Raw genomic sequence first — 21,732 nt, 5'->3', positions numbered from 1 at the left:
CGGGCTGAGCAAAACGGCCACATATGCTCGAAGGTGGGGGGCCGAGCCCGGGGCGACGCTGCTCGCCGGGCGTACGCGGGCGAGCCGGGCTCGCGGGCAAACCGGGCTCGCGGCGCTCGCGGTGCAGACGAGAACTATTTCGACAGAAATGAGCCGCCTGGGGCGGGAAAATGTCGAATTTGTTCTCAGCAGCACCTGCGGAAGTTGACGCCGGGGCCAGACCCGGACGCACCTACGCAAGCAGCAGCTCCAGCACAAACACAACGCCGCAGCATCCAGCCGCAACCTGCGGGAGGCTCGCCCCAAGCCACGCGGCCACAATGCCTACGACCAGCGCCGTCGCACCAGCAAGCGGCGAATCCGTCGCAGAGAGGATTGCCGGGAAGGTCATCACAGCAAGCGTCACGTACGGCACGTAGTAGAGAAACGACCGCAGGAACCGGTTGGTGATCGGCCGCCGGATGAGCGTGAGCGGCAAGATCTTCGCCCCAGCGTGACCGCCGACATCACCACAAGATAGGCAACGATGCTAGGCTGCACGGCAGGCGTCCCCCTCTGGAGCAGGCACCGCAAGCGCCGAGAGCGCCACGGTGAGAATGCTGGTGCGCGTGCCCTCGGAGACTCCCGGGAACAGTGGTGCCCATGCAAACAAAGCGCTGGTAGCAAAGCCGGCCAGCACCAGCCCCGCAATCACGCGGCTCTTGCGCACCGGCGAAGTGATGATTGCAAGAAACATCCCAAAGAGCGCCACGGAAAGCGCGCTCACGACGCGCTCGGGAAGCACGCTGCCGGCAATCACCCCGGCCATGCCACCAAACGCCCAGCCAGGAAGGGCCACCACCATGGCGCCGTAGCTGTAGTGGGGTCGGCCACGCCCTGCCGCGCGATCGCGATGCCAAAGAGCTCGTCGGTGAGGTCAAAACCAACCAGCACACGATGGATGAGCGGCGTCTTTGGCGAGAAACGCTGCGCCATCGAGCAGCTCATGAGCAGGTAGCGGGCATTGGCCACAAGCATCACCACGGCCATCTCGAGAAGCGACCCGCCTGCGCCAATCACGGCAAAGCCGGCGTACTCCCCCGCCGACGCGTTATTGAAGAGGCTCGCGAAGAAGGCCTGCACAGCGTCAAGACCCACCTTACGAGCGGCAATACCCAGAGAGAACGAGACCGCTAGGTAGCCCAGCGCGATGGGCACACCGTCGCGAATGCCCTCGCGCAGCGCCTCGCCATGGCGGGCGAGAAGCCCCATCTCACGGTGGGCTCGACGCTCGCCATCCGCAAGCGCACCCGTCGCAAACGCATTTCTCGTCTCTGCGATCTCCATAAGAATCACCCGCCAAAACCTGCTTGGACTTCTCCGCTCAAAGCGTCCCGAGCACATTAAGCAACAGATTCAGTTATTAGTAAAAAGAATGATTCTTATTATTAGAGCAGCTATGCTAATTCGTTGATACCAGGGAAGCACCATAGAAAGGGCCACAAATACCTCAGCAGCCGGACGCACAGGCACGCTACTCTCGCTACGCAGTCTTTGTCGACGTTGTCGGGGAGGGCAGCTTCACCAAGGCAGCCAACCGCATTGGCTACACCCAGAGCGCCGTTTCACAGACGGTCAAAGCGCTGGAGCGCGAACTTGGGTGCACGCTTGTGGAACGCAGCCGCGACGGGGTCACGCTCACCAAGGACGGCGAGCAGTTCATGCCCTACCTGCAGGCCATCGCAAGCGACGAGCGGGCGCTTGCAGAGAAGCAGCGCGAGGTCCAGGGCCTGGGGCGTGCCACCATCACGATTGGCACCTTCACCAGCGTGAGCAGGAACCTTCTCCCCCGCCCCATGCTCGACTTCAGGCGGCTGTACCCCTCTGTGCGCTTCAACCTGCGGCAGAGCGAGTACACCTCGATTGCGGAGTGGGTGCGCAACGGCGAGTGCGACCTGGGGTTCACCAACCTTGCGGGCGCCGAGTCCGCGGGTCTGGAGTCCCACTCGTTTGGCCCCGACCGCATGATGGCCGTGGTGCCTCCCGAAAACCCGCTTGCCGAGAAGGACGAGCTCACGCTGGCCGACCTGGCCACGCAGCCATTCATCCTGCTGGACGAGGGGCGCGAGTCCGTGACGCTGCACGCCTTCGAGCAGGCGGGTCTCTCGCCTCACGTGTGCTACGAGGTCACGGACGACTACTCGATTCTCGCCATGGTGCGGCAGGGGCTGGGCGTCACGATCCTCTACGAGATGATGCTCGTGGGGTTTGAGTCCGGCGTGGTAGTGCGGCCCATACGCGAGGAGCCCAGGCGCACGATCACGCTGGGGTGGAGAAACTCGGCCACGCTGCCGTTGGCGGCGCGGCGCTTTGCGGAGTACCTCATCCGCGAGCTGGGGTAGCGCTGCAGACTGGGATGGGGCTGCTCGTACGCTGCCTGACGCGCGTGCTCGCACGCCCGTGCACGTTCTCGTTGTTACCGGCCGTTGTTACCGGCCCGACATTGCTCGCGAGCGTTTTCGCAGATAAGGTCTAGCGAGACGCCACGTGCCGGTAACAACACGCTGCCGCTTCAGTTCTGTTGTTACCGGCACGACGAGGAGTCGTTGCCGTTATCTGGGGAAACGCCCAAACTCGCCCTCGTAGACCTCGACGCGGCGGGCGCCGTCCACCTGGTAGTGCATCGAGACGAGCGTGCAGCCAAGCGCCGCACGGTCGTGAAGAAAGAGCAGGTAGGCCAGAGTCGACGGCAGCTCGGCGCGTGCGACGACCATGTCCACAAAGCCGTGGTCGAGCAGGAACTCGGCCCTCTGGAACCTATCGGGCAGGCGCTTGTGCGTGGGCAACACCCCGGGCGCCAAGCGCACGGCATGCGTCCAGGACGCCCAGCCCGCATGCCGCAGGAATTGCCGAGAAGTACGCGCGCGGGGCCTGCGGGCACACGAGCGCAGAGAAGTAAAGGCCGCCCTTTGGCGAGACCCACACGTGACCACGGCGCCCACGGCCCAGGGTCTGCCTGCGCGCGGCGACGGCCGAGCCATGCGGCGCCCCCTCGCGGCCAAGGCGCCTGGCGTCGTCGTTGGTCGACTCGGTTACGTCGACAACCGTGACCTGCGGAAGCATCGTTTCTCTCGCCATGCGCTTGTCCTTTCTCGCTCCGGGCCCTGTGGTTCAACCGGGGGGCCTTGATTTTCTCGAACGGCCTTTGGCACAGAGTTTATCGGCATCCCTTGCGTCCATCATGCAACAGCCGGGCCGGTAACAGGGCATGAGGGGCGTCCCCATGAGAGAGGCCTGTTGTTACTGGGGCGGTGCGGTGCTGCGGCGTTTGCCCTGTTGGAACCTCGGGCACAAGCCGGGCCGGTAACAAGCACCCGAGCACCCGGCGCTCCCGCGGTCGCCCCGGCTGCTACATCAGGCCAAGCGCCGTCGCAACGGGAACCAGAAGAATGGGGGCAAACGCCGCGGGGATGAGGTTGGCCACCCTGATGTCGGTCACGCCGAGAAGGTTTGTGCCAACGGCGAGCAGCAGCGTGGAGCCGGTGATGGCGACCTCGGTGACCACGGGGTCGGTGAGAAACGACCCCACCAGGTTTCCCAGACGTTTTGAACCAGCAAACGCCTGGTTGAGGCGCCGCTGGGCCCAGTCGCCCAACGAGCGGATCCGCGCGTCGATGTCGATCCCCAGGCCAATCACAGAGCCAAGCGCCAGCGACAGCGTGACAATGGCAACGTTGCCGCCGCGCATCATGCCCTGGACGGCCACCAGAACCACGGCGAGCCCCCGTCCCTTGAGGAGAAAGTCCCCAAGGCGCTCGGAGACTCGCCTCTTGAAGAGAAGGCCGAGAATACCTCCAACCGCTGCCTCGAGACCGTTAATGAGGGCTCCAGCTAGTACCACGTTCACTCCCTGCTTGCTTTGCCCTGCCGTTCAGCCGTGCACTCGTGCACCCGCGCGACGTGCGAGAAAGGCTCGCCTACGACTCGTTCACGCGCTTGCCGGTCATGTGGTCCACGACAAGCTCGAGCATCTGCAGGCGCTTCTCGGTGCGGACAAGCTCGTCGGCAACAAAGTCCGCGGGGTCGTACTTCTCACCTAGGCGGCAGGCAATCTCGAGGGCCTCCGAGGTCGTCTCCATAAGCGTGACGCGCCCAAAGACGATGACACTCCTCACGTCGGGACCCTGCTTGCCCTCGACCTGCACGCCCTGGTCGACAACAGTGAACGACACGCGATTGTCAGCCTTGATCGCGTCGAGCTTGTGACCTTCCTTGGCGCCGTGGAAGTAAATCCTCCCCTGCTCATACAGGTAATCCATGGGGACGCCATACGGGTAGCCGTCCTCGCCGTGAACCGCGATGACCCCGCGACGCTCGGCGAGCAGGATCTGCTCGCACTCCTCCTGGGAAAGCTGCTGCTTGAAGCGCCTCATCTGTCTGAACATGGTTCACCCCTCTGCAAGCCGTGTGATATAAGCCGTGCGACATTGCCCCCGGGCACCCAGCGGGAAGCGGCGCGCCCCGGGAAGCGGAGCCCCCAGAAGCGACGCGCCCGAGAAGCGCTGTAAAGATTGCGCGTTCGCCGCCCGGCCGACCTCATCGAATCCGTCTTTGTTACATAAAAGTCTAGGTTGCTGCATCGGGCTGGTCTGATTTCTCGCACAATCGGAAGAGGCCCATGCATCGCCTTGTGCTTGGGTGTCTCGTTGTGCAGGACGTTTTTGACATGTGAGAAAGGCGGCAGCATGGCATTGATGCTCGTAATATCGCCGGCGAAGCGGATGGACGTAGTCGAGGGCCCGCCCTTCGCGGAAGCGCGTCCGGAGTTTCTCGCCGACGCGCAGCTTCTTGCCAGGACGCTCCGCTCGCTTGGCTACGAGCAGGCGCGCGACCTCTGGCGCTGCAGCGACGCGCTCGCGCGGCCCAACTGGGACCGGGTTGCCACCATGCCAGAGGATATGGCGAGAGACCCGCGGCTGCTCTCCCCCGCCGTCCTCACGTATGTGGGCATACAGTACCAGCACCTTGCCCCGCAGGTCATGACCGAGAAGGAGCTGATGTGGCTCTCGTCGCACCTGCGCATCATTTCCGGGATGTACGGGGTTCTGCGCCCATTTGACGGCGTAGTCCCATATCGCCTGGAGATGCAGGCAAAGCTTGCCGTTGGGGAGTCCCGCGACCTCTACGAGTTCTGGGGAGGGCGGCTTCTAGACGCCATCCTCGGCGCCGGCGCGGACGTAATCGTGAACGTTGCCTCGCAGGAGTACGCAAAGGCCGTGGCCCCTTGGGCACAGCGCATGGGCGCACCTGTGGTGACCTGCGTTTTTGGGGAGGTTCGCGCCTCTGACGGTCGCGTTGTCCAGCGCGCAACCGAGGCGAAGGCCGCGCGCGGGGCGTTTGTACGGTGGTGCGCCGAACAGGGCGTCGAAAAGGTCGAGCAGCTCGAGGGGTTCTCGGAACGAGGGTACCGTTTGGACCGGAGCCGCTGTGACGCGGAGACGCTCACGTTCGCGCGCGGGTGACATGCCGCCGGAGAGGCCCTTTTGAATGACTTTGTCGCCAAACTGGGCCTTCCGGCGACTATTTGTCGCCGGAGCTTTAGTTTTGTCACAGATGTCGCCAAAAGAGACCTTCCGGCGACTGTAACAGCGCACAGCCACCAAACAGAAAACGGGCCGCCCAAGGGACGGCCCGTACATACATCTACCAGCGCAAACGCGAGAGGCGCTATTCCTCCATGTAGTCCTTGAGCCTGCCGGAGCGGCTGGGGTGGCGCAGCTTGGCCAGCGTCTTGGACTCGATCTGGCGGATGCGCTCGCGCGTCACGCCAAACTCGCGGCCAACTTCCTCGAGCGTGCGGGGGTGCCCGTCCTCAAGGCCAAAGCGGAACTTGATGACCTTGCGCTCGCGGTCGGCAAGGCCGTCCAGCACCTGGTCAAGCTGTTCGCGGAGCATGGAGTCGCTCGCAGCCTCGGGCGGCGCCACAGCCGTGGAGTCCTCGATGAAGTCGCCCAGCTGGGAGTCCTCCTCCTCGCCGATAGGCGTCTCCAGCGAGACGGGCTCCTGACTGATCTTCTGGATCTCGCGCACGCGGTCGGGCGACATGCCCATCTCGGCACCAATCTCCTCCGGGGTGGGGTCGCGGCCAAGGTCCTGCAGCAGCTGGCGCTGCACGCGGATGAGCTTGTTGATGGTCTCGACCATGTGCACCGGGATGCGGATGGTGCGTGCCTGGTCGGCAATGGCGCGGGTGATGGCCTGGCGAATCCACCACGTGGCGTACGTGGAGAACTTGAAGCCCTTGGTGTAGTCGAACTTCTCGACCGCGCGGATGAGGCCGAGGTTGCCCTCCTGGATAAGGTCGAGGAACAGCATGCCGCGACCCACGTAGCGCTTGGCGATGGAGACCACCAGACGCAGGTTCGCGGAGATGAGCTGCTGCTTGGCGTCGAGGCCCACCTGCTCGATGCGCATGAGGCGGCGCTGCTCGGCACGCGTGAGCTCAATCTCGCCGTTCTCGGCGGCCTCGAGCTTCTCGGAGGCCTCGGTGCCGGCCTCGATCTTCATGGCCAGATGGACCTCCTCGTCGGCGGTGAGCAGGTCGACCTTGCCAATCTCCTTGAGGTACATGCGCACCGGGTCACCCGTGAGCATGACGGTGGAGGTGTCCTGGCGGCGCGCCCGGGCGCGGCTCGAGCGCTTGGGCTTGGATACCTTGGCCTTGGGCACCGAGCGCAGGGCCTCCTTGATCTCCTTGGCCTCGTTGGCGGCCTCGGACTCCTCGTCGTCCTCGCCGTCAAGAGCGTCATCGTCGCCAGAGAAGTCATCGTCAGAGGTAAAGTCGTCATCGTCGTCGCCGGCATCGATGGAGCCAATGCCAAAGGCAGGGTTGGCGGCCTCACCCGACGTGGTGATCTCGACGCCCTTGGCGCGCAGCGTGTCGTAGAGGTCGGAGAGCTCGTCACCGTCCACGTCGACGTCACGGATGGCAACCTGGATGTTGTCCTCGGACACGCTTCCGCCAGACTTGGCAGATGCGCTCACCAGCCCATCGACAACGCGTCCCAGCTCGTCGGAGAGCTTGATGTCGTCCTTCGTCTTCTTTGCAGCAGCCAAGTTATTCCCTTCGACGCAGTAACCTTCAAGATGCTACCCGTTTTTACTGCTCGACAACAGCAGAAAGTTTCTTTGTCAGTGCATTAATACGCTTCTGGAGCGCGGTGGCCTGCTCGAAGAGCGCCTCCGCGTCCTCCCCGCCCGCGCTTCCGGAGTCCCCCGCCTGCCGTAGGCGCGCCTTGATCTCGCGCACGCGCCGCTTGCACGAGTAGAGCTCGACCGAGTCGACGAGAAACGCGACCTTCTCGCGAGCGTCCATGCCAGGGCTCGAGACCACGCGTCCGGACGAGAGGATCTGCGGCGCGTCAGGCTCCACTGCCGTGGCGGCTGCCACGACGTCTGCGGGTGCGGTTCCCTCCGGCGTGGCGAGCATTGCCCAGGCCATCCCCTCGTGGCGCCCGTCCGCCCACATCACGTCTGCCAGGCGGTCGGCGTAGGGACGCACCTCGTCCGGCATGGCGGCAAGCATCGAGAGGAGCTCGCGCTCGACGGCAACCTGCATGCGCTCGTCACCCGAGAGCATGCGCGAGACCGAGAAGGGCCCGCCGTTCGAGGGCGAAGCGGCAACAGGGGCGCCACCGCCCTCATAGGCGTCCGCGGGCACGTAGTCATCCGGCACGGGAGCGTAGTCGTCCTCGTCCCCTAAATACGGCGCGGCTGCCACGGGCGCCATGCTCGGCGCGGTTGTCCTGGCGGCACCCTCGCGCCGGCGCTCCCGCGCCTCGGGCTCGGACTCCTTAACGGGCTTCTCGCGAATCACGCGCTTTGTCTCGGCAACGTCCATGCCAAGCGCGTCCGCCAGCTGCGTGGCGTACTCGTCGAGCAGCACAGAGTTCTTGAGCGGCGCCAACAGCTGGGCCATCTCGTCCAAGGCCTTGACGCGCCGTCCGGGCGCGGAGAGGTCGTAGCCCGCCAGGCGCTTGGTGAACACAAAGTCCATGAGCGGCACTGCGGCGTCAAGCTGCGCCTGCATGGCGGGGGCGTCGTGTGACGAGAGGAACTCCATGGGGTCCTGGCCGTTGGGCAGCACCACACAGACCATCGAGGCCGAGGTCTTGTCGATGAACTGCACGGCGCGCTCGGCCGCACGCTGGCCGGCCTCGTCGCCGTCGAACATGCAGATGATGCGAGAGACGCGCTGGCGCTCCATGAGCCGGATGTGGTCGATGCGGAAGGCGGTGCCCAGCGCCGCCACGGCGTTGGTGAAGCCGGCCTCGTGCATGGCAATGACGTCGGTGTAGCCCTCGCAAACGATGGCCGTGCCCGTTGCCGCCATGGTCTCCTTGGCGCGGTCGTAGGCAAAGAGGTGCTTGCCCTTGTTGAAGACCGTGGTGTCGCGCGTGTTGAGGTACTTGGGCGCGTTGTTGGCGGGGCGCAGGATGCGACCGCCAAAGGCGATGGTACGCCCCTGCTCGTCGTGGATGGGAAACATTGCCCGGTCGTAGAACCAGTCGGCAAGGCGCCCCGAGCGCTCCACGGCCAGGTTGGCGGCGATGAGCTCCTTGGGGCTATAGCCCTTCCCGCGCAGGTACGAGACGAGCGAGCCGCGCCCGGGCGCGTAGCCCAGGTGCCAGCGGCGACACACGTCCGAGCCAAAGCCGCGCCCCGCCAGGTAGGCGCGCGCGGCGGCCGGGCCATCGCCTCGGCCACGCATGAGCATGGTGTGGTAGTAGTCGTCCGCCAGCGTGAGGGCCTCTATGAGGCGGTTCTTGCGCGGGCCGCGAGAGGCGCTCTTGTCCTCGGAAAGCTCGATGCCCGCACGGTCTGCCAGGTAGCGGATGGAGTCCGGAAACGAGAGATTCTCGCGCTTCATCACGTACTTGAAGACGTCGCCGCCCTCGCTGCACGCGCCAAAGCAGTGCCAGAGACCCGTTGCCGGGTCCACCTTGAACGAGGGGGTCTTCTCGTGGTGGAAGGGGCAACATCCCCAGAACTCACGGCCGCGCTGGCGCAGCTCGACCGTCTCGCCCACCAGCTGCACGATGTCGGTGGCTTGGCGAACCCGCTCCTTGTCCTCGTCGCTTAACACGCGACCACCCCCACGCACTCCTCCCCGACATTCTCACGTACCCATTGGATGTTCCCCAACACGGTGGATTCCAGCTCGGCAAGCGAGTCGAATCGACGAGAGGCACGAAGGTGGCGCAGGAACACCACGCGCGCGTCCTCGCCGTAGACGTCGCCCGAGAAGCCCACGAGGTTTGCCTCGAGCATGGGGAGGGCCGCCACGTCAAAGGAGGGCGGCGCACCAACGTTGACCGCCGCGGGCCAGGCGCGCCCGTCAATGATGGCGAGGCAGGCGTAGACGCCGTTGGCAGGAAGGCAGTCGCGCCCGTCCAGCTCGACGTTGGCCGTGGGAAAGCCAAACGAGGTGCCCTCGCCACGGCCATGGACGATGCGCCCGCCCAGGAAATGGTGGCGAAGCAGGAGCTGGGCGGCCTTCTCGACCTTGCCCTCGGCGAGAAGACCGCGCACGCGCGTGGCCGAGACGGGACTCCCCTCCGCGGTTGCGAGCGCGTGGCCAAAGACGTCGAAGTCGCGCTTCTCGCCCAGGGCAGACATGGCCGCGACCGTGCCCGCGCCGCCGACGCCAAAGCGGAAGTCCTCGCCCACGTGGATGGCCGCGGGCGAGAGAATGCCTCCCAGGACCTCGGTGACGTAGCGGTCGTACGGGAGCGCCGCAAGCTCAGGCGTGAAGCGGTGCACGAGGACGGCGTCCGCGCCGGCGAGAGCCAGCGAACGCACGCGGTCCGCATCAGAGAGCAGACGCTCGGGTGGGCGCGTGGAGAGGACCTCCGAGGGGTCGGGGTCAAAGGTCAGCAGGGCAAGCGGCAGGTTCCGCGCATGGGCGTCTGCGGCGGCCTGGGTGATGAGGGCGCGGTGTCCCGCATGCAGGCCATCAAAGGCGCCGATTACACAGACAAAGCGCTCGCTGGGGCCAAGCGCAACGCCAGGCGCAAGGTAGGCCGTGGCTCCGGGCAGGCGCACGGAGGCGCCAAGCGACACTCCCGAGAGCGTCGAGGCCGCAGCCAGTCGGCGTGCCTCCGCGTGCGAGAGCGGCCAGGTGGGCTCGTGCCAGGCGGGTGCGCAGGAGAAGGGCTCGCCCGTCATGCCCGCACTCCCGTGATTCCGGCAGGGAAGTTGACCTCGCAGGCAAGGTCACGCCTGCCACAGCTCCACACGCCAACAAGACGCTGGTCAAAGACCATGGCAACACGCTCGCCGGGCAGCGGGGCGCGCTCCGTGCCGTCTGCCAAGCGCACCGTCCCCGCCGCCACGACCTTTCCGCAGGCGGCGTCTGCCGCCTCGGATGCGCTCAGCTGACGGACCGGAGCACCAAGGGCCGCAACGGGGTCAAGCGCGTGGGCGAGCACCTCCGCAGGGTCCTGCGCCGCGTCGACGGCAGAGAGGGCCAGGCAGGCGTCAAGTCCCACCGAGCCGGATTGTGTGCGCCGCAGGCCAACAAGGTGCGCGGCGGACCCAGCGGCGCGCCCGATGTCGCGTGCCAGGCTCCGGATGTAGGTGCCCTTAGAGACGTCAAAGTCGACGACCCAGCTGAGCTGCCCCTCCACCGAGGCTATTTCGACAAGCTCTGCAGAGAAGACCGTGATGCGCCTGGCCGCCAGCTCGGGCGCCTTGCCCTCGCGCGCAAGCGCATAGGACCGCTGCCCACCAACAGAGATGGCGGAGTATGCAGGCGGCACCTGGTCCTGCTCGCCCACAAAGCTGGCGAGAATATCGCGTGCAACGTCCTCGCTGGACAGGCGCTCGGGGACCTCGGCGGCAACCGTGGGCGCACCGTCGGCGTCGTCCGTGTCGGTCTCGCAGCCAAAGATGATGCCTGCCGTGTAGCGCTTGCGCTCGGCGGTGAGAAGCCCCATGAGGCGCGTGCCCTGCCCCACGCCAACCACCATGACGCCCGAGGCGGCGGGGTCAAGCGTGCCGGCGTGTCCCACGCGGCGCTCCCCCAGGGCGCGCCGCACGTGGTTCACCACGTCGTGGCTCGTCATTCCGCAGGACTTGTCGATGCCGAGGAGGGCGTTATAGCCCGACCCGCCGCGCCTCACCGTGACGCACCTCGCACGTCTGCCTTCGGGGCGGAAGAGAACGCGGCGTCGCCATCGAAAAGCGCGCAGAGCTTGGGAAGCACGATTGCGCGAACCTCGTCCACAGTGCCTGTGGCGGTGAACCCCGCTGCGGCACGGTGACCGCCGCCGCCCATCTCGCGCGCGATGCCCGAGACGTCCAGATCACACTTGGAGCGAAGGTTGCCTCGGACCTTGCCGCCGTCGACCTCCTTCAGGAAGAACGCAAGCTTGGTGCCCTCGATGCAGCGCACCAGGTCAATGAGGCCGTCAAGCTCGTCGAGCGTGACGCCTGCCTGGGCAATGTCCTCCGCCGTAGCAAAACTGTAGGCAATGCGGCCCTCGGCAAAGGTCTGGATGCGCGCAAGGACGCGGGCAGCAAGGTGCACGTAGGCCAGGCGGTCGGACTGGTACACGTTGAGCGCGACCTCCGCGGGCGAGGCGCCGGCCTCAACCAGCATGCTTGCCGTCTCGAATGCCTCGCTGTCGGCGTTTTGGTACTGGAAGCGGCCCGTGTCGGTCACAATGGCGCAGAGGAGGTTCTGCGCAATGGTGGGCGTGAGGACGCGCGAGGAATGCAGGCAGAACTCGGAGATGATGACGCCCGTGGCAGCGGCGTCGGGGCGAACCACGCCCGCCTCCCAGAAGCGCTCGCCCGAGGGGTGGTGGTCGAGGACGGCCACGTGGTGCGCGCGGGCGCAGAACTTCTCGGCGTCAGCCAGGCGCGACATCTGCGAGAGGTCAACGCAGATGAAGAGGTCCGGCGTCACGTCGTAGTCCGCCGCGTGCACGAAGGTGTCGGACCCCGGCAGGAAGCGGTAGATCCTGGGGACGGGGTCCTTGTCGGCCAGGAGGTTGGTCACGCGCTTGCCCGGCCACGCGGTGCGAATGACCTCGGCCAGAGCAAGGCCGGAGCCAATGGCGTCGCCATCGGGCGAGGTGTGCGCGCAGATCGCGATGGTGTTGGCATCCTCGATCAGCGCGACCACGCCCTTGAAGAGCTCCGCCTGTTCCATGTATTCGGAAACCCTCATCAAGCTCTTCCCTACTCGCCCTCATCGCCCTCGGCGGCATTGGTAGCGCCGTCCTCGGCGTCCGCCGCGATGGGATAGCCGTTCTCGTCCTTCTCGACACCAAGCGTTGGCGGGACGTTCTCGAGCGCACGAGAGATGCGCTCGGCCTCGTCGGTGGTGGTGTCAATTTGGAACGCAAGCTCGGGCGTCACGCGCCAGCCAAGGGCGTGGCCGAGAAGCGAGCGGATGCGCCCCTTGGCGCGCTCGAGGGCAGCGGAGACCTCGTCATAGCGAGAGGCATCGCAGCTCACGTAGGCGCGCATGAAGGACTTGTCGACCGAGACCTCCACGCCCGTGACGGTCACGAGCTGGAGGTCTGGGTCGGAGACCTCGAAGAGCATGATGGTGGCAAGCTTCTCGCGCGCGATCTCGTTGGTGCGGCGCGAGTGCTGGTTCTGCTTCACGTGTGCCTCCCTACTCCGTTCGCGCGACCTCTTCGACGCGGTACGCCTCGATCTGGTCGCCGGGGTGGATGTCCTGGAAGTTCTCCAGGCCAATGCCGCACTCGAAGCCGGCCTTGACGCTCTTGACGTCATCCTTGTAGCGCCTGAGCGAGGCGATCTTGCCCTCGTAGACCACAATGCCGTCGCGCACGAGGCGCACCTGGTCGTCGCGGGAGACCTCGCCCTCGGAGATCATGCAGCCTGCGGCGATGCCAACCTTGGGCACCTTGAAGGTGTCACGGACCTCGGCGATGCCGGTCTGGAACTCCTCCTCGGTGGGCTTGAGCATGCCGATGCGGGCGGCGTCGATGTCCTCGATGGCCTTGTAGATGACGCTGTAGGTACGGATCTCGACGCCCTCGCGCTCGGCAGCGACGCGCGCCTTGGCGTCGGGACGCACGCCAAAGCCAATGATGATGGCGTTGGAGGCATCGGCGAGCGTGACGTCGGTCTCGGTGATGGCGCCAACGGCGGCGTGGATCGTGTTGATGCGGACCTCGGACTGGTCCATCTTGTCGAGCGAGTCCTGAAGCGCCTCGATGGAGCCCTGAACGTCGGCCTTGATGATGAGGTTGAGCTCCTTGACGTCCGCGTCGGCCATGGTGGCGAAGAGGTTCTCGAGCGTGACGTGCTTCACGCGGTTCTGCTCCTCGATGCGAGCCTTGAGGGCACGCTGGTCGGCAAGGTCACGGGCGTCACGGTCGTCCTGGAAGACGCGGAACTCGTCGCCCGCCATGGGGACGCTCTGGAGGCCCAGGATCTCGACCGGGTCGGAGGGACCGGCATCCTCGACGGGGTTGCCCTTGGGGTCGAGCATGGCGCGCACGCGACCGTAGGCCATGCCGGCAACCACGGCGTCGCCCACGTGGAGCGTACCGCGCGTCACGAGCACCGTAGCCACAGAGCCGCGGCCGCGGTCGAGCTTGGCCTCGAGGACGTTGCCGGAGGCAAAGGTGTCGGGGTTGGCCTTGAGCTCGAGGACGTCGGCCTCGAGAAGCACGGCCTCGAGCAGGTTGTCGATGCCGATGTGCTTCTTGGCCGAGATGTCAACGAACATGTTCTGTCCGCCCCACTCCTCGGGGATGATGCCGTACTCGGTGAGCTCCTGGCGCACGCGGGTGGGGTCAGCTCCGGGCTTGTCGATCTTATTAACGGCCACGATGATGGGCACGCCGGCGGCCTTTGCGTGGTTGATGGACTCGACCGTCTGGGGCATGACGCCATCGTCTGCGGCAACGATGAGGATGACGATGTCGGTCACCTTGGCACCACGGGCACGCATGGCCGTGAAGGTCTCGTGGCCAGGGGTGTCGATGAAGGTGATGGTGCGGCCGTTGATCTTGACCTGCGAGGCGCCAATGGCCTGCGTGATGCCGCCGGCCTCGCCCTCGGCAACGCCGGTGTGGCGGATGGCGTCAAGCAGCGACGTCTTGCCGTGGTCGACGTGGCCCATGACGGTGACCACGGGCGGACGGGGCTTCAGGTCCTTGGGGTCGTCGTAGAAGGTGAAGGAGTTCTCCTCCTCCTTAGTCATGACCTTGACGTCGCGACCAAGGTCATCGGCAACAAGCTCGATGAGGTCGTCGGACATGGACTCGGTGAGCGTGAGAGGGTTACCCAGCAGGAAGAGGCGCTTGATGATGTCGTTAGCCGGCACGCCAAGGAGCTCGGCAAGCTGCGCGACCGTGGCGCCCTGCGGGACCTTCACGGTGTCGAGCTGCGAGAGGTCCTGGTCGTTGGCTATGGCCACCTCTATGCGCTTCTCCTCCGCGGCCTCCTCGGCCTGCTTCTGGCGGCGCTCCTTGCGGCGGCGACGCCTACCGGTGGACTCGCGCGATGCCTCCTCGACGGCCTCGCGAGCCTCGTCGAGAACGCGGCTGCGGTTGTATGCCTCGGCCTCGCGAGCCATGCGGCTGTAGCGGTCCTCGCCCTCGTCGCCGCGACGGTTGCCCTTGCGGCCCTTGCGACCGGGACGGCCCTCGCCCTGCTCGGCGCCGCCGTCCTGCTCCATGCGGGACGGGGCGGAGTAGCTCTTGCGCTCGCTGTGCGCGTGCTCGGACTCGCCACGGCGCTCGCGGCGGCCCTTACCCTCGGCCTTCTTCTGCGCGGCCTCCTCCGCCTGCTGCTTGAGCACCTGCTCCTGCTGAGCAATCTGATCGAGCAGCGAGGTGAAGGTGGGCATCGACTTGGGAGCGTTGTCGTGGACGCGGTTGCGCTCGGCCTCCTCGGCGCGCTCCTTGGCGGCCTTCTCGGCGGCGCGCTTCTTCTCCTCCTCGGCGCGCTTCCTGGCGGCCTCGGCGGCGGCGCGCTTCTTCTCCTCCTCGGCGCGCTCGCGCTCGCGGCGCTTCTCGGCGGCGATGCGCTCCTTCTCTGCGGCCTCCTCCTCGGCCTTCTTGGCCTCGGCGGCGGCCTCCTCCTCGGCCTTCTTGGCTGCCTCGATCTGGGCGGCGCGGTCCTCAAGGATGGGCTTGAGCTTCTTGCGCACGATGGAGACGTAGGCGTCCTCGAGCGTCGAGGAGGCAGACTTGGCGGGAATCTTCATGTCGCGGAGATGGTCGAGCATCTCCTTGCTCGTCATCCCGTACTCCTTGGCAAGGTCGTGTACGCGAGTCTTGGCCATGTGACCAACCTTTCATTCACGGGCGGCCGTGCCGCCCGGGTAGTGCCTGCAATCAAAAGTCCGCTTGGGGACGCTAGATCAGAGAATCGGGGTCGTCCGAGACCTCGGCATCCATGAGCTTCTCGTGAATGCCGCAGTAACGCGAGCCCGGACGGGCCATGTTGCGGCACTGGATGCCGTTCTCGCCCACGTACTCGCAGCGGTGCTGCTCGCCGTCTTCCTCGGCCTTGCTCTCGGGTGCCTCGGCGGCATGGGGCAGGTCGCGCAGGACGCCGGCGGCAAGCGACTCGTTCTTGATGTCGATGTGCATGCCGGTAAGGTGGGCAGCCAGGCGGGCGTTCTGGCCCTCCTTGCCAATGGCCAGCGACAGCTGGTCGTCGGGCACGATCACCGTGGCGTAACCGTCCTCGGGGCCATCCTCGGGGCCAAGGACAACGCGAGACACGCGCGCCGGCGAGAGGGCGTTGGCAACGCAGCGCGCCGGGTCGTCGGACCAGGGCACCACGTCGACGCGCTCGCCGCGCAGCTCGGAGACAACGGTGCGCACGCGGCTGCCCTTGGGGCCAACGCAGGCGCCCACGGGGTCGAGGTGGTCGTCCTTGGACGAGACGGCAACCTTGGAGCGGATGCCGGGCTCGCGGGCAATGGAGCGAATCTCGACGACGCCGTCGTAGACCTCGGGGACCTCAAGCTCGAAGAGCCTGCGGATGAGGTCGGGGTGGGTGCGGGAGACCACGATGGGCGGACGCTGGCGCTCGCCGCGGACGGTGGGCTGGTCGTTGTTGGGGTCGCGCACGTCGATAATGATGGCCTTCAGGCGCTGGTTGTGCGCGTAGTGCTCGCCCACGGGACGCTCGTTGCGCTCATCGGGATAGCGGCGCTGGTCGAAGTGGGGAAGCTCGGCCTCGACGCCCTCGCGGATCTTGATGATCGTGAAGTCGGGCGTGGTCTGGAGCACCGTGCCGGTGATGATGTCACCAATGCGCTGCGAGAACTCCTCGTAGATCTGGAGACGGGCGGCGTTGCGCACGATGGCGCGGATCTCGGCCTTGGCGTGCTGCGCTGCGATGCGGGAGGTGTCGGGCGGGGTGACGTCCTTCTCGTCAAAGTCGAGGTACTCGCCGGTCTCCTCGTCGTAGGACTCCTCCTTGGGGATGAGCTCGTAGACGTAGACCTTGCCGGTAGCGTGGTCGATGGTGACGCGCGCGCCAAAGGGAAGGTGAAGGATGTCGGCGTAGCTCTTGGCGAGCGACTGCTCCAGGCGGTCGAGCAGGTACAGCTCGTCGATGTGCTTCTCCTGGCAGAGCGCCATCAGCGCTTCCATCATCTCTGATGCCATGCGAATTCCTTTCTAGCTCTTGGCCCCGTTGGACGGGGAATCGAAGTTTGGCTTAATCTTGCAGCTCTTGACCTGGTCGAGGGGGATGCTCACGCGCTCGCCGTCTACAGTGAGAACCACGTTCTGGCCGTCCAGGCCCTCGAGGCAGCCGGTGAAGTGGCGACGGCCCTCGGTTGCCGTGGTTCCAAGCGAGACGTCCTCGCCCGCGAAGCGCTCGAAGTCATGCGGGCGGCGGAGCGGACGCGAGAGGCCCGGCGACGAGACCTCGAGCGTAAACGACCCCTCGATGGGATCGAGCTCGTCAATCGCGGCAGAGACCCACTCGGTCTGCGTGGCCACCTCGTCAAGCGAGATGGGCCCGGCCTCCTCGTCTGCGTGGTCGATGCGCACGCGGACGCACGGGTTCTTCTTCGAGCCCACGACCTCGACGTCGACGATGTCGATGCCATGCTCGGGCGCTGCCGCCTCGAGTGCGTCAAGGATGCGCTGGCGCGTGTCGTGCTCTGGCACTGCGGGCATGTCCCCTCCCTCACACATCACAGGTACATACAGAAAGGAAGCGGGGCGAGAAACTCCACCCCACTTCCTACGAATCACTACTGCATTGCAGGCTAAGTATAGGGACTTCTCGGCAGGCGGTCAAGGAGCAGGTCGAACGGCATCACAAGGACGCCATGGGTGATGCGGAGGCCGCGGCGCATGCGTGGGCAGCGGAAGGAGCAGGACGCCGCGACTTACGGTGACGCAGAGGCCGCGGCGCATGCGTGGGCAGCGGGCTTCTCGGCCCACCTCCCGCACTCGGCCAGCCCGCTTGCACCAGTGGCCAGCCCCCTTCACCTTCGGAGAAGCAATGCCGTGAGATTTCGCCATTTAGGAATTTTCCGAACGTTTAGGGGGCGTTAACCGTTCGGAGGCCGCGGCATTGCCGCAATGCCGCGCAATCTCGTCGGTTAGGACCGGTTAACCGTTCGAAATGCGCGGCACCTCCTCAGCGCGGCACCTCCTCAGCGCGGCACCGTGCCACTCCAATCACCCCCGCAGCTCTCCCCTACCGCCAGATGCCGCGGCGGTGGCGGATCTCGTAGTAGAGGTCGTTCTCCATCGCGAGCACCTCCGGGATGGGCACCGGCTTGAACACGGGCATCCGCATCTTGTACTTGATCCAGAAGAACGAGTAGACGCCCAGAACCAGGAAGGTCACGCCAGCGAGAATCCAAATCGCAACTGCCTCCGCGGGGTCGCTCGAGATGTTCGCAATCATGAACACCGTGCCGGCAATGCCGATGACGGGGATCGCGGGACCGCCAGGCACCTTGAACGCACGCGGCGCCTTGGGGAAGCGGCGACGAAGCACCAGCACGTCGATGTCCGCAAAGATGTACGAGACAAGCCACAGCACCGTGACAACAAGGATAAGGAACGAGATGGCATCGGAGGAGTCACCGCTGAAGTACGCAATGAGGCAGATGGAGATCGTCACAAAGAGAATGGCCGCCGCAGGCGCGCCAAAGCGGTTCTTGCGCGAGAAGAACCGGGGCATCATGTTCACCTTGGTCATGCCGTCGCAGATCTGGGAGAGCCCGTTCACGGTGGAGTTCTGCGAGCCGATGAAGGCCAGCGCCGAGACCACGCTCATCCACACCTTGCCGACGTTGCCCAGGAGGCTCTCGCCGTAGAGCAGGTGCGGCGAGGCGGACTCCGCAAGCTCGCCCCAGGGCACGTAGTGCCAGAAGCCGATAACCACGAGCGTGTCCATCACGCAGATGAGCGCCAGGCTGATCATCATGCCCAGAGGGATGTTCCGGTTGGCGTTACGCACGTCCTTCGAGATGGGGATGGCGTACTCGGCACCCACAAAGAGCCATGAGGCCACGCCCACGGCGCTCACAACGGAGGCGGCGTTTGTGGTGACGGCTGCAGGCTGCGCCACCACGGCTCCGGTGCCAAGCTGGAATGCGCCAATGAGGCCAAGCGCAATCATCGAGAAGAGCAGCAGGTAGGACACGAAGTCCTGGAGCTTGGCAAAGATGTCGACGCCCTTGAGCGCAGCCACCGCGACGATGATCGAGACAATCGTGGGGTAGACGGCCGCGGGAATCGCCAGGGGGATGGTCTCGACCATCACCGAGCCAAAAATCGCCGCCTCAACGCCGCCGCAGAGGATGTTGCAGATGAGGTATCCGCCCACCATTGTGACGAGCGTGGGCAGGGGGCCAAGGCCCGCAAGCGTGTACTGCACCAGACCGCCCGTGGCATTGGGCATAAGGGCGTTGAGCTCTGCCATGCAGGCCGCGCTGCAGATGTTGAGCAGCAGCGCGATCACCATGGCGGGGATGAACATGAGGCCAGACTCACCCGCGCCCTGCCCCAAGGAAACGAGGCAGCTCATCGAGACGATGAGCCCCATCGAGACCGACACAACGTTGTGGAGCCCAAGGGGCTTCTCGGATGCGTCTGCCATGTCTGCCCCCCTAGAGCGCCTCTGTGCCCTCGTCGCCCGTGCGCACGCGCACGACCTGCGCGAGGTCGGTGACAAAGATCTTGCCGTCGCCAATGTGGCCGGTATAGAGCTGCTTCTTGATGAGCTCTACCAGCTCGGGCACGCGCGCGGTCTCCACTGCGATCGAGACCTGCGTCTTGGGGAGCAGCTCCATATCGTAGTTCTCGTCGACCTCGTACTCCTTGGTGCCCTTCTCGACGCCACAGCCCAAAACCTGCGTCACGGTCATGCCGCGCACGTGGGCCTTGCTCAGCGCGCGACGAAGCCCGTCGAACTTCTCCATGCCCATCACGATGTCGATCCTTGAAATCTCGGACATAGTAGCCTCCTTGCAACGGGCGCGCGCCCGCCTCATCCGGGACCTTGGGCCCCCATCCCCTTGATACGCTGATAGTGGTATGCGCAGGGCTGACAAGCAGCCCCATTGGCTAAGAGGTGCAGGTCAACTGGCGAGAATCCCTGAGCATCCGGCGGAGCTTCCCCGGCGCCACGCCCGCGAGCTCGTCGAACTCGTGGACCAGGTGCGACTGGTCGCTGTAGCCGCAGGAGAGTGCCAGCGCCTGGGCCTGCGCGGCGTCGTCTTCGCGGGCGATGAGCCCCATCGCTCGCTGGAAACGCACGAAGCGCGAGAACTGCTTGGGAGAGATCCCGTGGACCTCCACGAAAACCCGACGCAGGTAGCGCGTGGAGACGCCCGCCTCCTTGGCCAGGGCCGCGACGGACGCGGCGCCGCCCGCGGCAAGGATTTGCTCGCGAACATAGCGCTCGAGGGCCCGCACCGAGCGAGACCCGGCGTGTGTCGAGAAGCCCCGTGCCGCCTCGTGCGAGAGGAGCGCGTGCGTGAGCACATCCATGCGGGCAGAGGCGTCCGACGCCTGGTACAGGGCATCGACCAGGCGCCCGTCGCAATCGGCGGGGTCAAGCTCGATGTCCGCGTCAACCAGGTCCGCCGGGCAGATGCCCGCAGGCAGCACGGCCTCGCCCGGACGGAAGCGGCAGCCCACCCACTCGCGCTCGCCCGAGAAGTCCCAGCCCTTGGCCGTGAGGACCGTTCCGCCCATGGTCACGAGCACGTCCGTGGGCCCAATGCCAAATGCCAGGTCGACGCAGCCATCTGGAACGGCAAAGGGGCAGGCGCCTGCGCCGGCAGAGCGAAACGCATAGACGAGCTCAGCCGCGGGCGACGAGAGGCGACGCTCCACGTAGTTCTCCACCGTGAGCGGCAGGTACGGCTGCAGGACGCCGGCCGGAGCCTTCGTGCTTCTCGTCATTTCCACGCCCATGGCTACCCCCGAGTTTCGGACAAGAGGCCTCGCCTTCCCGGTTGCTTGGCTTCTTGGTATGAGAACAACGGTACTAGCCAAGCTTTGCGGGAGATTGCAATGCCGGTTACGAGGCTGTTGCAAGCACGTGGCCGCAAGGCGCCCCGTAACCGGCCGCACGCCCTACGCCATCTCCGGGGTATCCCAGAGGTTGAGCTTCACGCCGATGCCCTTCTCGACGGCGTTTCTGTAGACCGTTCCGCCCCAGGCGATGTCCTCGACGGGCATGCCGCCCACGGAGTAGATGATTGTCTGGTCGTCGGAGGTGCGGCCAGGGACCTCGCCGGTGATGATGTCGGCAATGTTCACGATGTCGGTACGCTCGATCTTGCCCTCGTGCACGAGGTCAGTGAAGGCGCAGCCGATGATGCCCATCTTGGGATAGGTGGGGTACGGGTACTCCTCCTCCCAGGCGTCGTAGAGGCCCATGTTGTCAACCACGAGCTTGCTCGAAAGCATGAACTCCTCGTCAAACAGGGCGGCGGAGGGCATGGAGATGAGCGCGCCGGGCTTGATCCAGGAACCCTCGACCTTGGGGAAGGTGGATATGTCGTCGGCCACGGTCGTGGTAAACGAGACGATGTCGGCGTCGCGGCAGACCTCCTTGATCGTGTCGCAGACCTCGACGCTCTTGATCTGTGGGAGCTCCGCCTTCACGAAGGACACGAAGGAGTCGAGCGAGCGCTTGCCGCGGCCCTTGATCTTGATGGTATCGAGCGTGGGGCACGCCGCCACGAAGGCGGCAGCGGAGGTCTTGCCCATAACGCCAGGCCCCACGATGGCCGCGACCTTGGCATCCTTGCGGGCAAGGTAGCGCGCGCCCACACCGGGGATGCCGCCCGTGCGGTAGGCAGAGACCAGGTTCGCGGACATGAGGGCGAGAGGGGCGCCGGTGTCCTTGTCGTTGAGCATCATCATGAGGATGGAGCGCGGAAGCCCCTTTGCCTTGTTGTCCATGTTGGAGCCATACCACTTCATGCCGGCCATTTGGTAGCGTCCGCCCAGGTAGGCAGGCATGGCCATGAAGCGCCGGTCCTCGCCGTTCTTGGGCATGCCAGGAAACTTGGGGTCGTCCGGGAACATGATCATGCAACCGTGCGAGTTGTGGTTCTCGCCGCCCATCACGTAATCGCCCTTGGCCAGGGTGACGAGAAGGTCCTCCATGCAGTCGACGCAGGCGGGCATGTCCTTCACGCCGGCGGCGATCATGTCGGGCTCGCTCAGGTACAGGAAGTCGATCTTGGTGTCCATTGCG

22 protein-coding genes are annotated in these 21,732 nt (G+C 65.7%); 2 read left to right on the top strand and 20 right to left on the bottom strand.

The window, feature by feature from the left end; all coding sequences use genetic code 11:
• Positions 1–232: 232 nt before the first annotated feature.
• The 3 genes from NVS32_RS04660 to NVS32_RS04650 are packed head-to-tail and all read right to left on the bottom strand — an operon-like array spanning position 233 to position 1,326.
• A complete protein-coding gene (locus NVS32_RS04660) occupies positions 233–478 on the bottom strand; it encodes an AzlD domain-containing protein (protein ID WP_258498894.1) in 246 nt (81 codons plus the stop codon).
• Between the two features lie 51 nt (positions 479–529).
• Positions 530–808 (bottom strand): hypothetical protein, encoded by a 279-nt coding sequence (locus NVS32_RS04655; protein WP_258498893.1) that lies wholly within the window; start codon positions 806–808, stop codon positions 530–532.
• Positions 796–1,326 carry an AzlC family ABC transporter permease gene (locus NVS32_RS04650; RefSeq protein WP_258498892.1) on the bottom strand — a complete coding sequence of 177 codons (531 nt, stop codon included), beginning with the start codon at positions 1,324–1,326 and terminating at the stop codon, positions 796–798. The genes NVS32_RS04655 and NVS32_RS04650 overlap by 13 nt, the downstream gene beginning before the upstream one ends.
• A 158-nt stretch (positions 1,327–1,484) precedes the next feature.
• Here NVS32_RS04650 and NVS32_RS04645 point away from each other — a divergent pair, with 158 nt between their 5' ends.
• Entirely contained in the window at positions 1,485–2,381 is an 897-nt protein-coding gene (locus NVS32_RS04645) for a LysR family transcriptional regulator (protein WP_258498912.1), read from the top strand.
• Positions 2,382–2,591: 210 nt separating this feature from the next.
• Here the strand turns inward: NVS32_RS04645 and NVS32_RS04640 are convergent, their stop codons facing one another.
• The 4 genes from NVS32_RS04640 to NVS32_RS04625 all read right to left on the bottom strand — a co-directional run bounded on the left by NVS32_RS04640 (position 2,592) and on the right by NVS32_RS04625 (position 4,424).
• Entirely contained in the window at positions 2,592–2,825 is a 234-nt protein-coding gene (locus tag NVS32_RS04640) for a hypothetical protein (protein WP_258498891.1), read from the bottom strand.
• Entirely contained in the window at positions 2,797–3,117 is a 321-nt protein-coding gene (locus tag NVS32_RS04635) for a biotin--[acetyl-CoA-carboxylase] ligase (RefSeq protein WP_258498890.1), read from the bottom strand. Before NVS32_RS04635 ends, NVS32_RS04640 begins: the two co-directional genes overlap by 29 nt.
• Positions 3,118–3,388: 271 nt before the next feature.
• On the bottom strand, positions 3,389–3,880 hold the full coding sequence (locus tag NVS32_RS11000; protein ID WP_258498889.1) for a DUF554 family protein: 492 nt from the start codon (positions 3,878–3,880) through the stop codon (positions 3,389–3,391).
• 76 nt (positions 3,881–3,956) lie between these two features.
• On the bottom strand, positions 3,957–4,424 hold the full coding sequence (locus NVS32_RS04625) for a pyridoxamine 5'-phosphate oxidase family protein (protein WP_258498888.1): 468 nt from the start codon (positions 4,422–4,424) through the stop codon (positions 3,957–3,959).
• Between the two features lie 300 nt (positions 4,425–4,724).
• Between NVS32_RS04625 and yaaA the strand changes: the two genes are divergently transcribed.
• Positions 4,725–5,501, top strand: a complete 777-nt coding sequence (gene yaaA / locus NVS32_RS04620; protein ID WP_258498887.1) for a peroxide stress protein YaaA — start codon at positions 4,725–4,727, stop codon at positions 5,499–5,501.
• 205 nt (positions 5,502–5,706) lie between these two features.
• Here the strand turns inward: yaaA and rpoD are convergent, their stop codons facing one another.
• The 13 genes from rpoD to NVS32_RS04555 all read right to left on the bottom strand — a co-directional run bounded on the left by rpoD (position 5,707) and on the right by NVS32_RS04555 (position 21,728).
• Positions 5,707–7,095, bottom strand: a complete 1,389-nt coding sequence (gene rpoD / locus NVS32_RS04615) for an RNA polymerase sigma factor RpoD (protein WP_258498886.1) — start codon at positions 7,093–7,095, stop codon at positions 5,707–5,709.
• Between the two features lie 43 nt (positions 7,096–7,138).
• Positions 7,139–9,124, bottom strand: a complete 1,986-nt coding sequence (gene dnaG / locus NVS32_RS04610; protein WP_258498885.1) for a DNA primase — start codon at positions 9,122–9,124, stop codon at positions 7,139–7,141.
• Positions 9,118–10,206: a riboflavin biosynthesis protein RibF gene (ribF, locus tag NVS32_RS04605; protein ID WP_258498884.1), complete on the bottom strand. Its 1,089-nt coding sequence runs from the start codon at positions 10,204–10,206 to the stop codon at positions 9,118–9,120. The genes dnaG and ribF overlap by 7 nt, the downstream gene beginning before the upstream one ends.
• A complete protein-coding gene (gene truB / locus NVS32_RS04600; protein ID WP_258498883.1) occupies positions 10,203–11,162 on the bottom strand; it encodes a tRNA pseudouridine(55) synthase TruB in 960 nt (319 codons plus the stop codon). Before truB ends, ribF begins: the two co-directional genes overlap by 4 nt.
• On the bottom strand, positions 11,159–12,214 hold the full coding sequence (locus tag NVS32_RS04595) for a DHH family phosphoesterase (RefSeq protein ID WP_258498882.1): 1,056 nt from the start codon (positions 12,212–12,214) through the stop codon (positions 11,159–11,161). The genes truB and NVS32_RS04595 overlap by 4 nt, the downstream gene beginning before the upstream one ends.
• Before the next feature lie 11 nt (positions 12,215–12,225).
• A complete protein-coding gene (gene rbfA / locus NVS32_RS04590; protein ID WP_118077924.1) occupies positions 12,226–12,657 on the bottom strand; it encodes a 30S ribosome-binding factor RbfA in 432 nt (143 codons plus the stop codon).
• A 10-nt stretch (positions 12,658–12,667) separates the two neighbouring features.
• Positions 12,668–15,316 (bottom strand): translation initiation factor IF-2, encoded by a 2,649-nt coding sequence (infB, locus tag NVS32_RS04585; protein WP_258498881.1) that lies wholly within the window; start codon positions 15,314–15,316, stop codon positions 12,668–12,670.
• 73 nt (positions 15,317–15,389) lie between these two features.
• On the bottom strand, positions 15,390–16,655 hold the full coding sequence (gene nusA / locus NVS32_RS04580) for a transcription termination factor NusA (RefSeq protein ID WP_118077928.1): 1,266 nt from the start codon (positions 16,653–16,655) through the stop codon (positions 15,390–15,392).
• Positions 16,656–16,667: 12 nt separating this feature from the next.
• On the bottom strand, positions 16,668–17,165 hold the full coding sequence (gene rimP, locus NVS32_RS04575) for a ribosome maturation factor RimP (RefSeq protein ID WP_438273323.1): 498 nt from the start codon (positions 17,163–17,165) through the stop codon (positions 16,668–16,670).
• Positions 17,166–17,703: 538 nt separating this feature from the next.
• Entirely contained in the window at positions 17,704–19,116 is a 1,413-nt protein-coding gene (locus NVS32_RS04570) for an APC family permease (RefSeq protein WP_118077931.1), read from the bottom strand.
• Between the two features lie 10 nt (positions 19,117–19,126).
• Positions 19,127–19,474 (bottom strand): P-II family nitrogen regulator, encoded by a 348-nt coding sequence (locus NVS32_RS04565; RefSeq protein ID WP_158565625.1) that lies wholly within the window; start codon positions 19,472–19,474, stop codon positions 19,127–19,129.
• Positions 19,475–19,583: 109 nt separating this feature from the next.
• The gene (locus tag NVS32_RS04560; RefSeq protein ID WP_258498880.1) at positions 19,584–20,426 is read right to left on the bottom strand and encodes a helix-turn-helix domain-containing protein; all 843 of its coding nucleotides are present in this window, start codon (positions 20,424–20,426) and stop codon (positions 19,584–19,586) included.
• Between the two features lie 174 nt (positions 20,427–20,600).
• Positions 20,601–21,728, bottom strand: a complete 1,128-nt coding sequence (locus NVS32_RS04555) for an ornithine cyclodeaminase family protein (RefSeq protein WP_258498879.1) — start codon at positions 21,726–21,728, stop codon at positions 20,601–20,603.
• Between the last annotated feature and the right edge of the window lie 4 nt (positions 21,729–21,732).

Origin of the sequence: Tractidigestivibacter montrealensis, from assembly GCF_024741235.1 — a bacterium.
GTDB lineage: Bacteria > Actinomycetota > Coriobacteriia > Coriobacteriales > Atopobiaceae > Tractidigestivibacter > Tractidigestivibacter montrealensis.
This window is presented reverse-complemented; position numbering and strand designations above follow the sequence as displayed.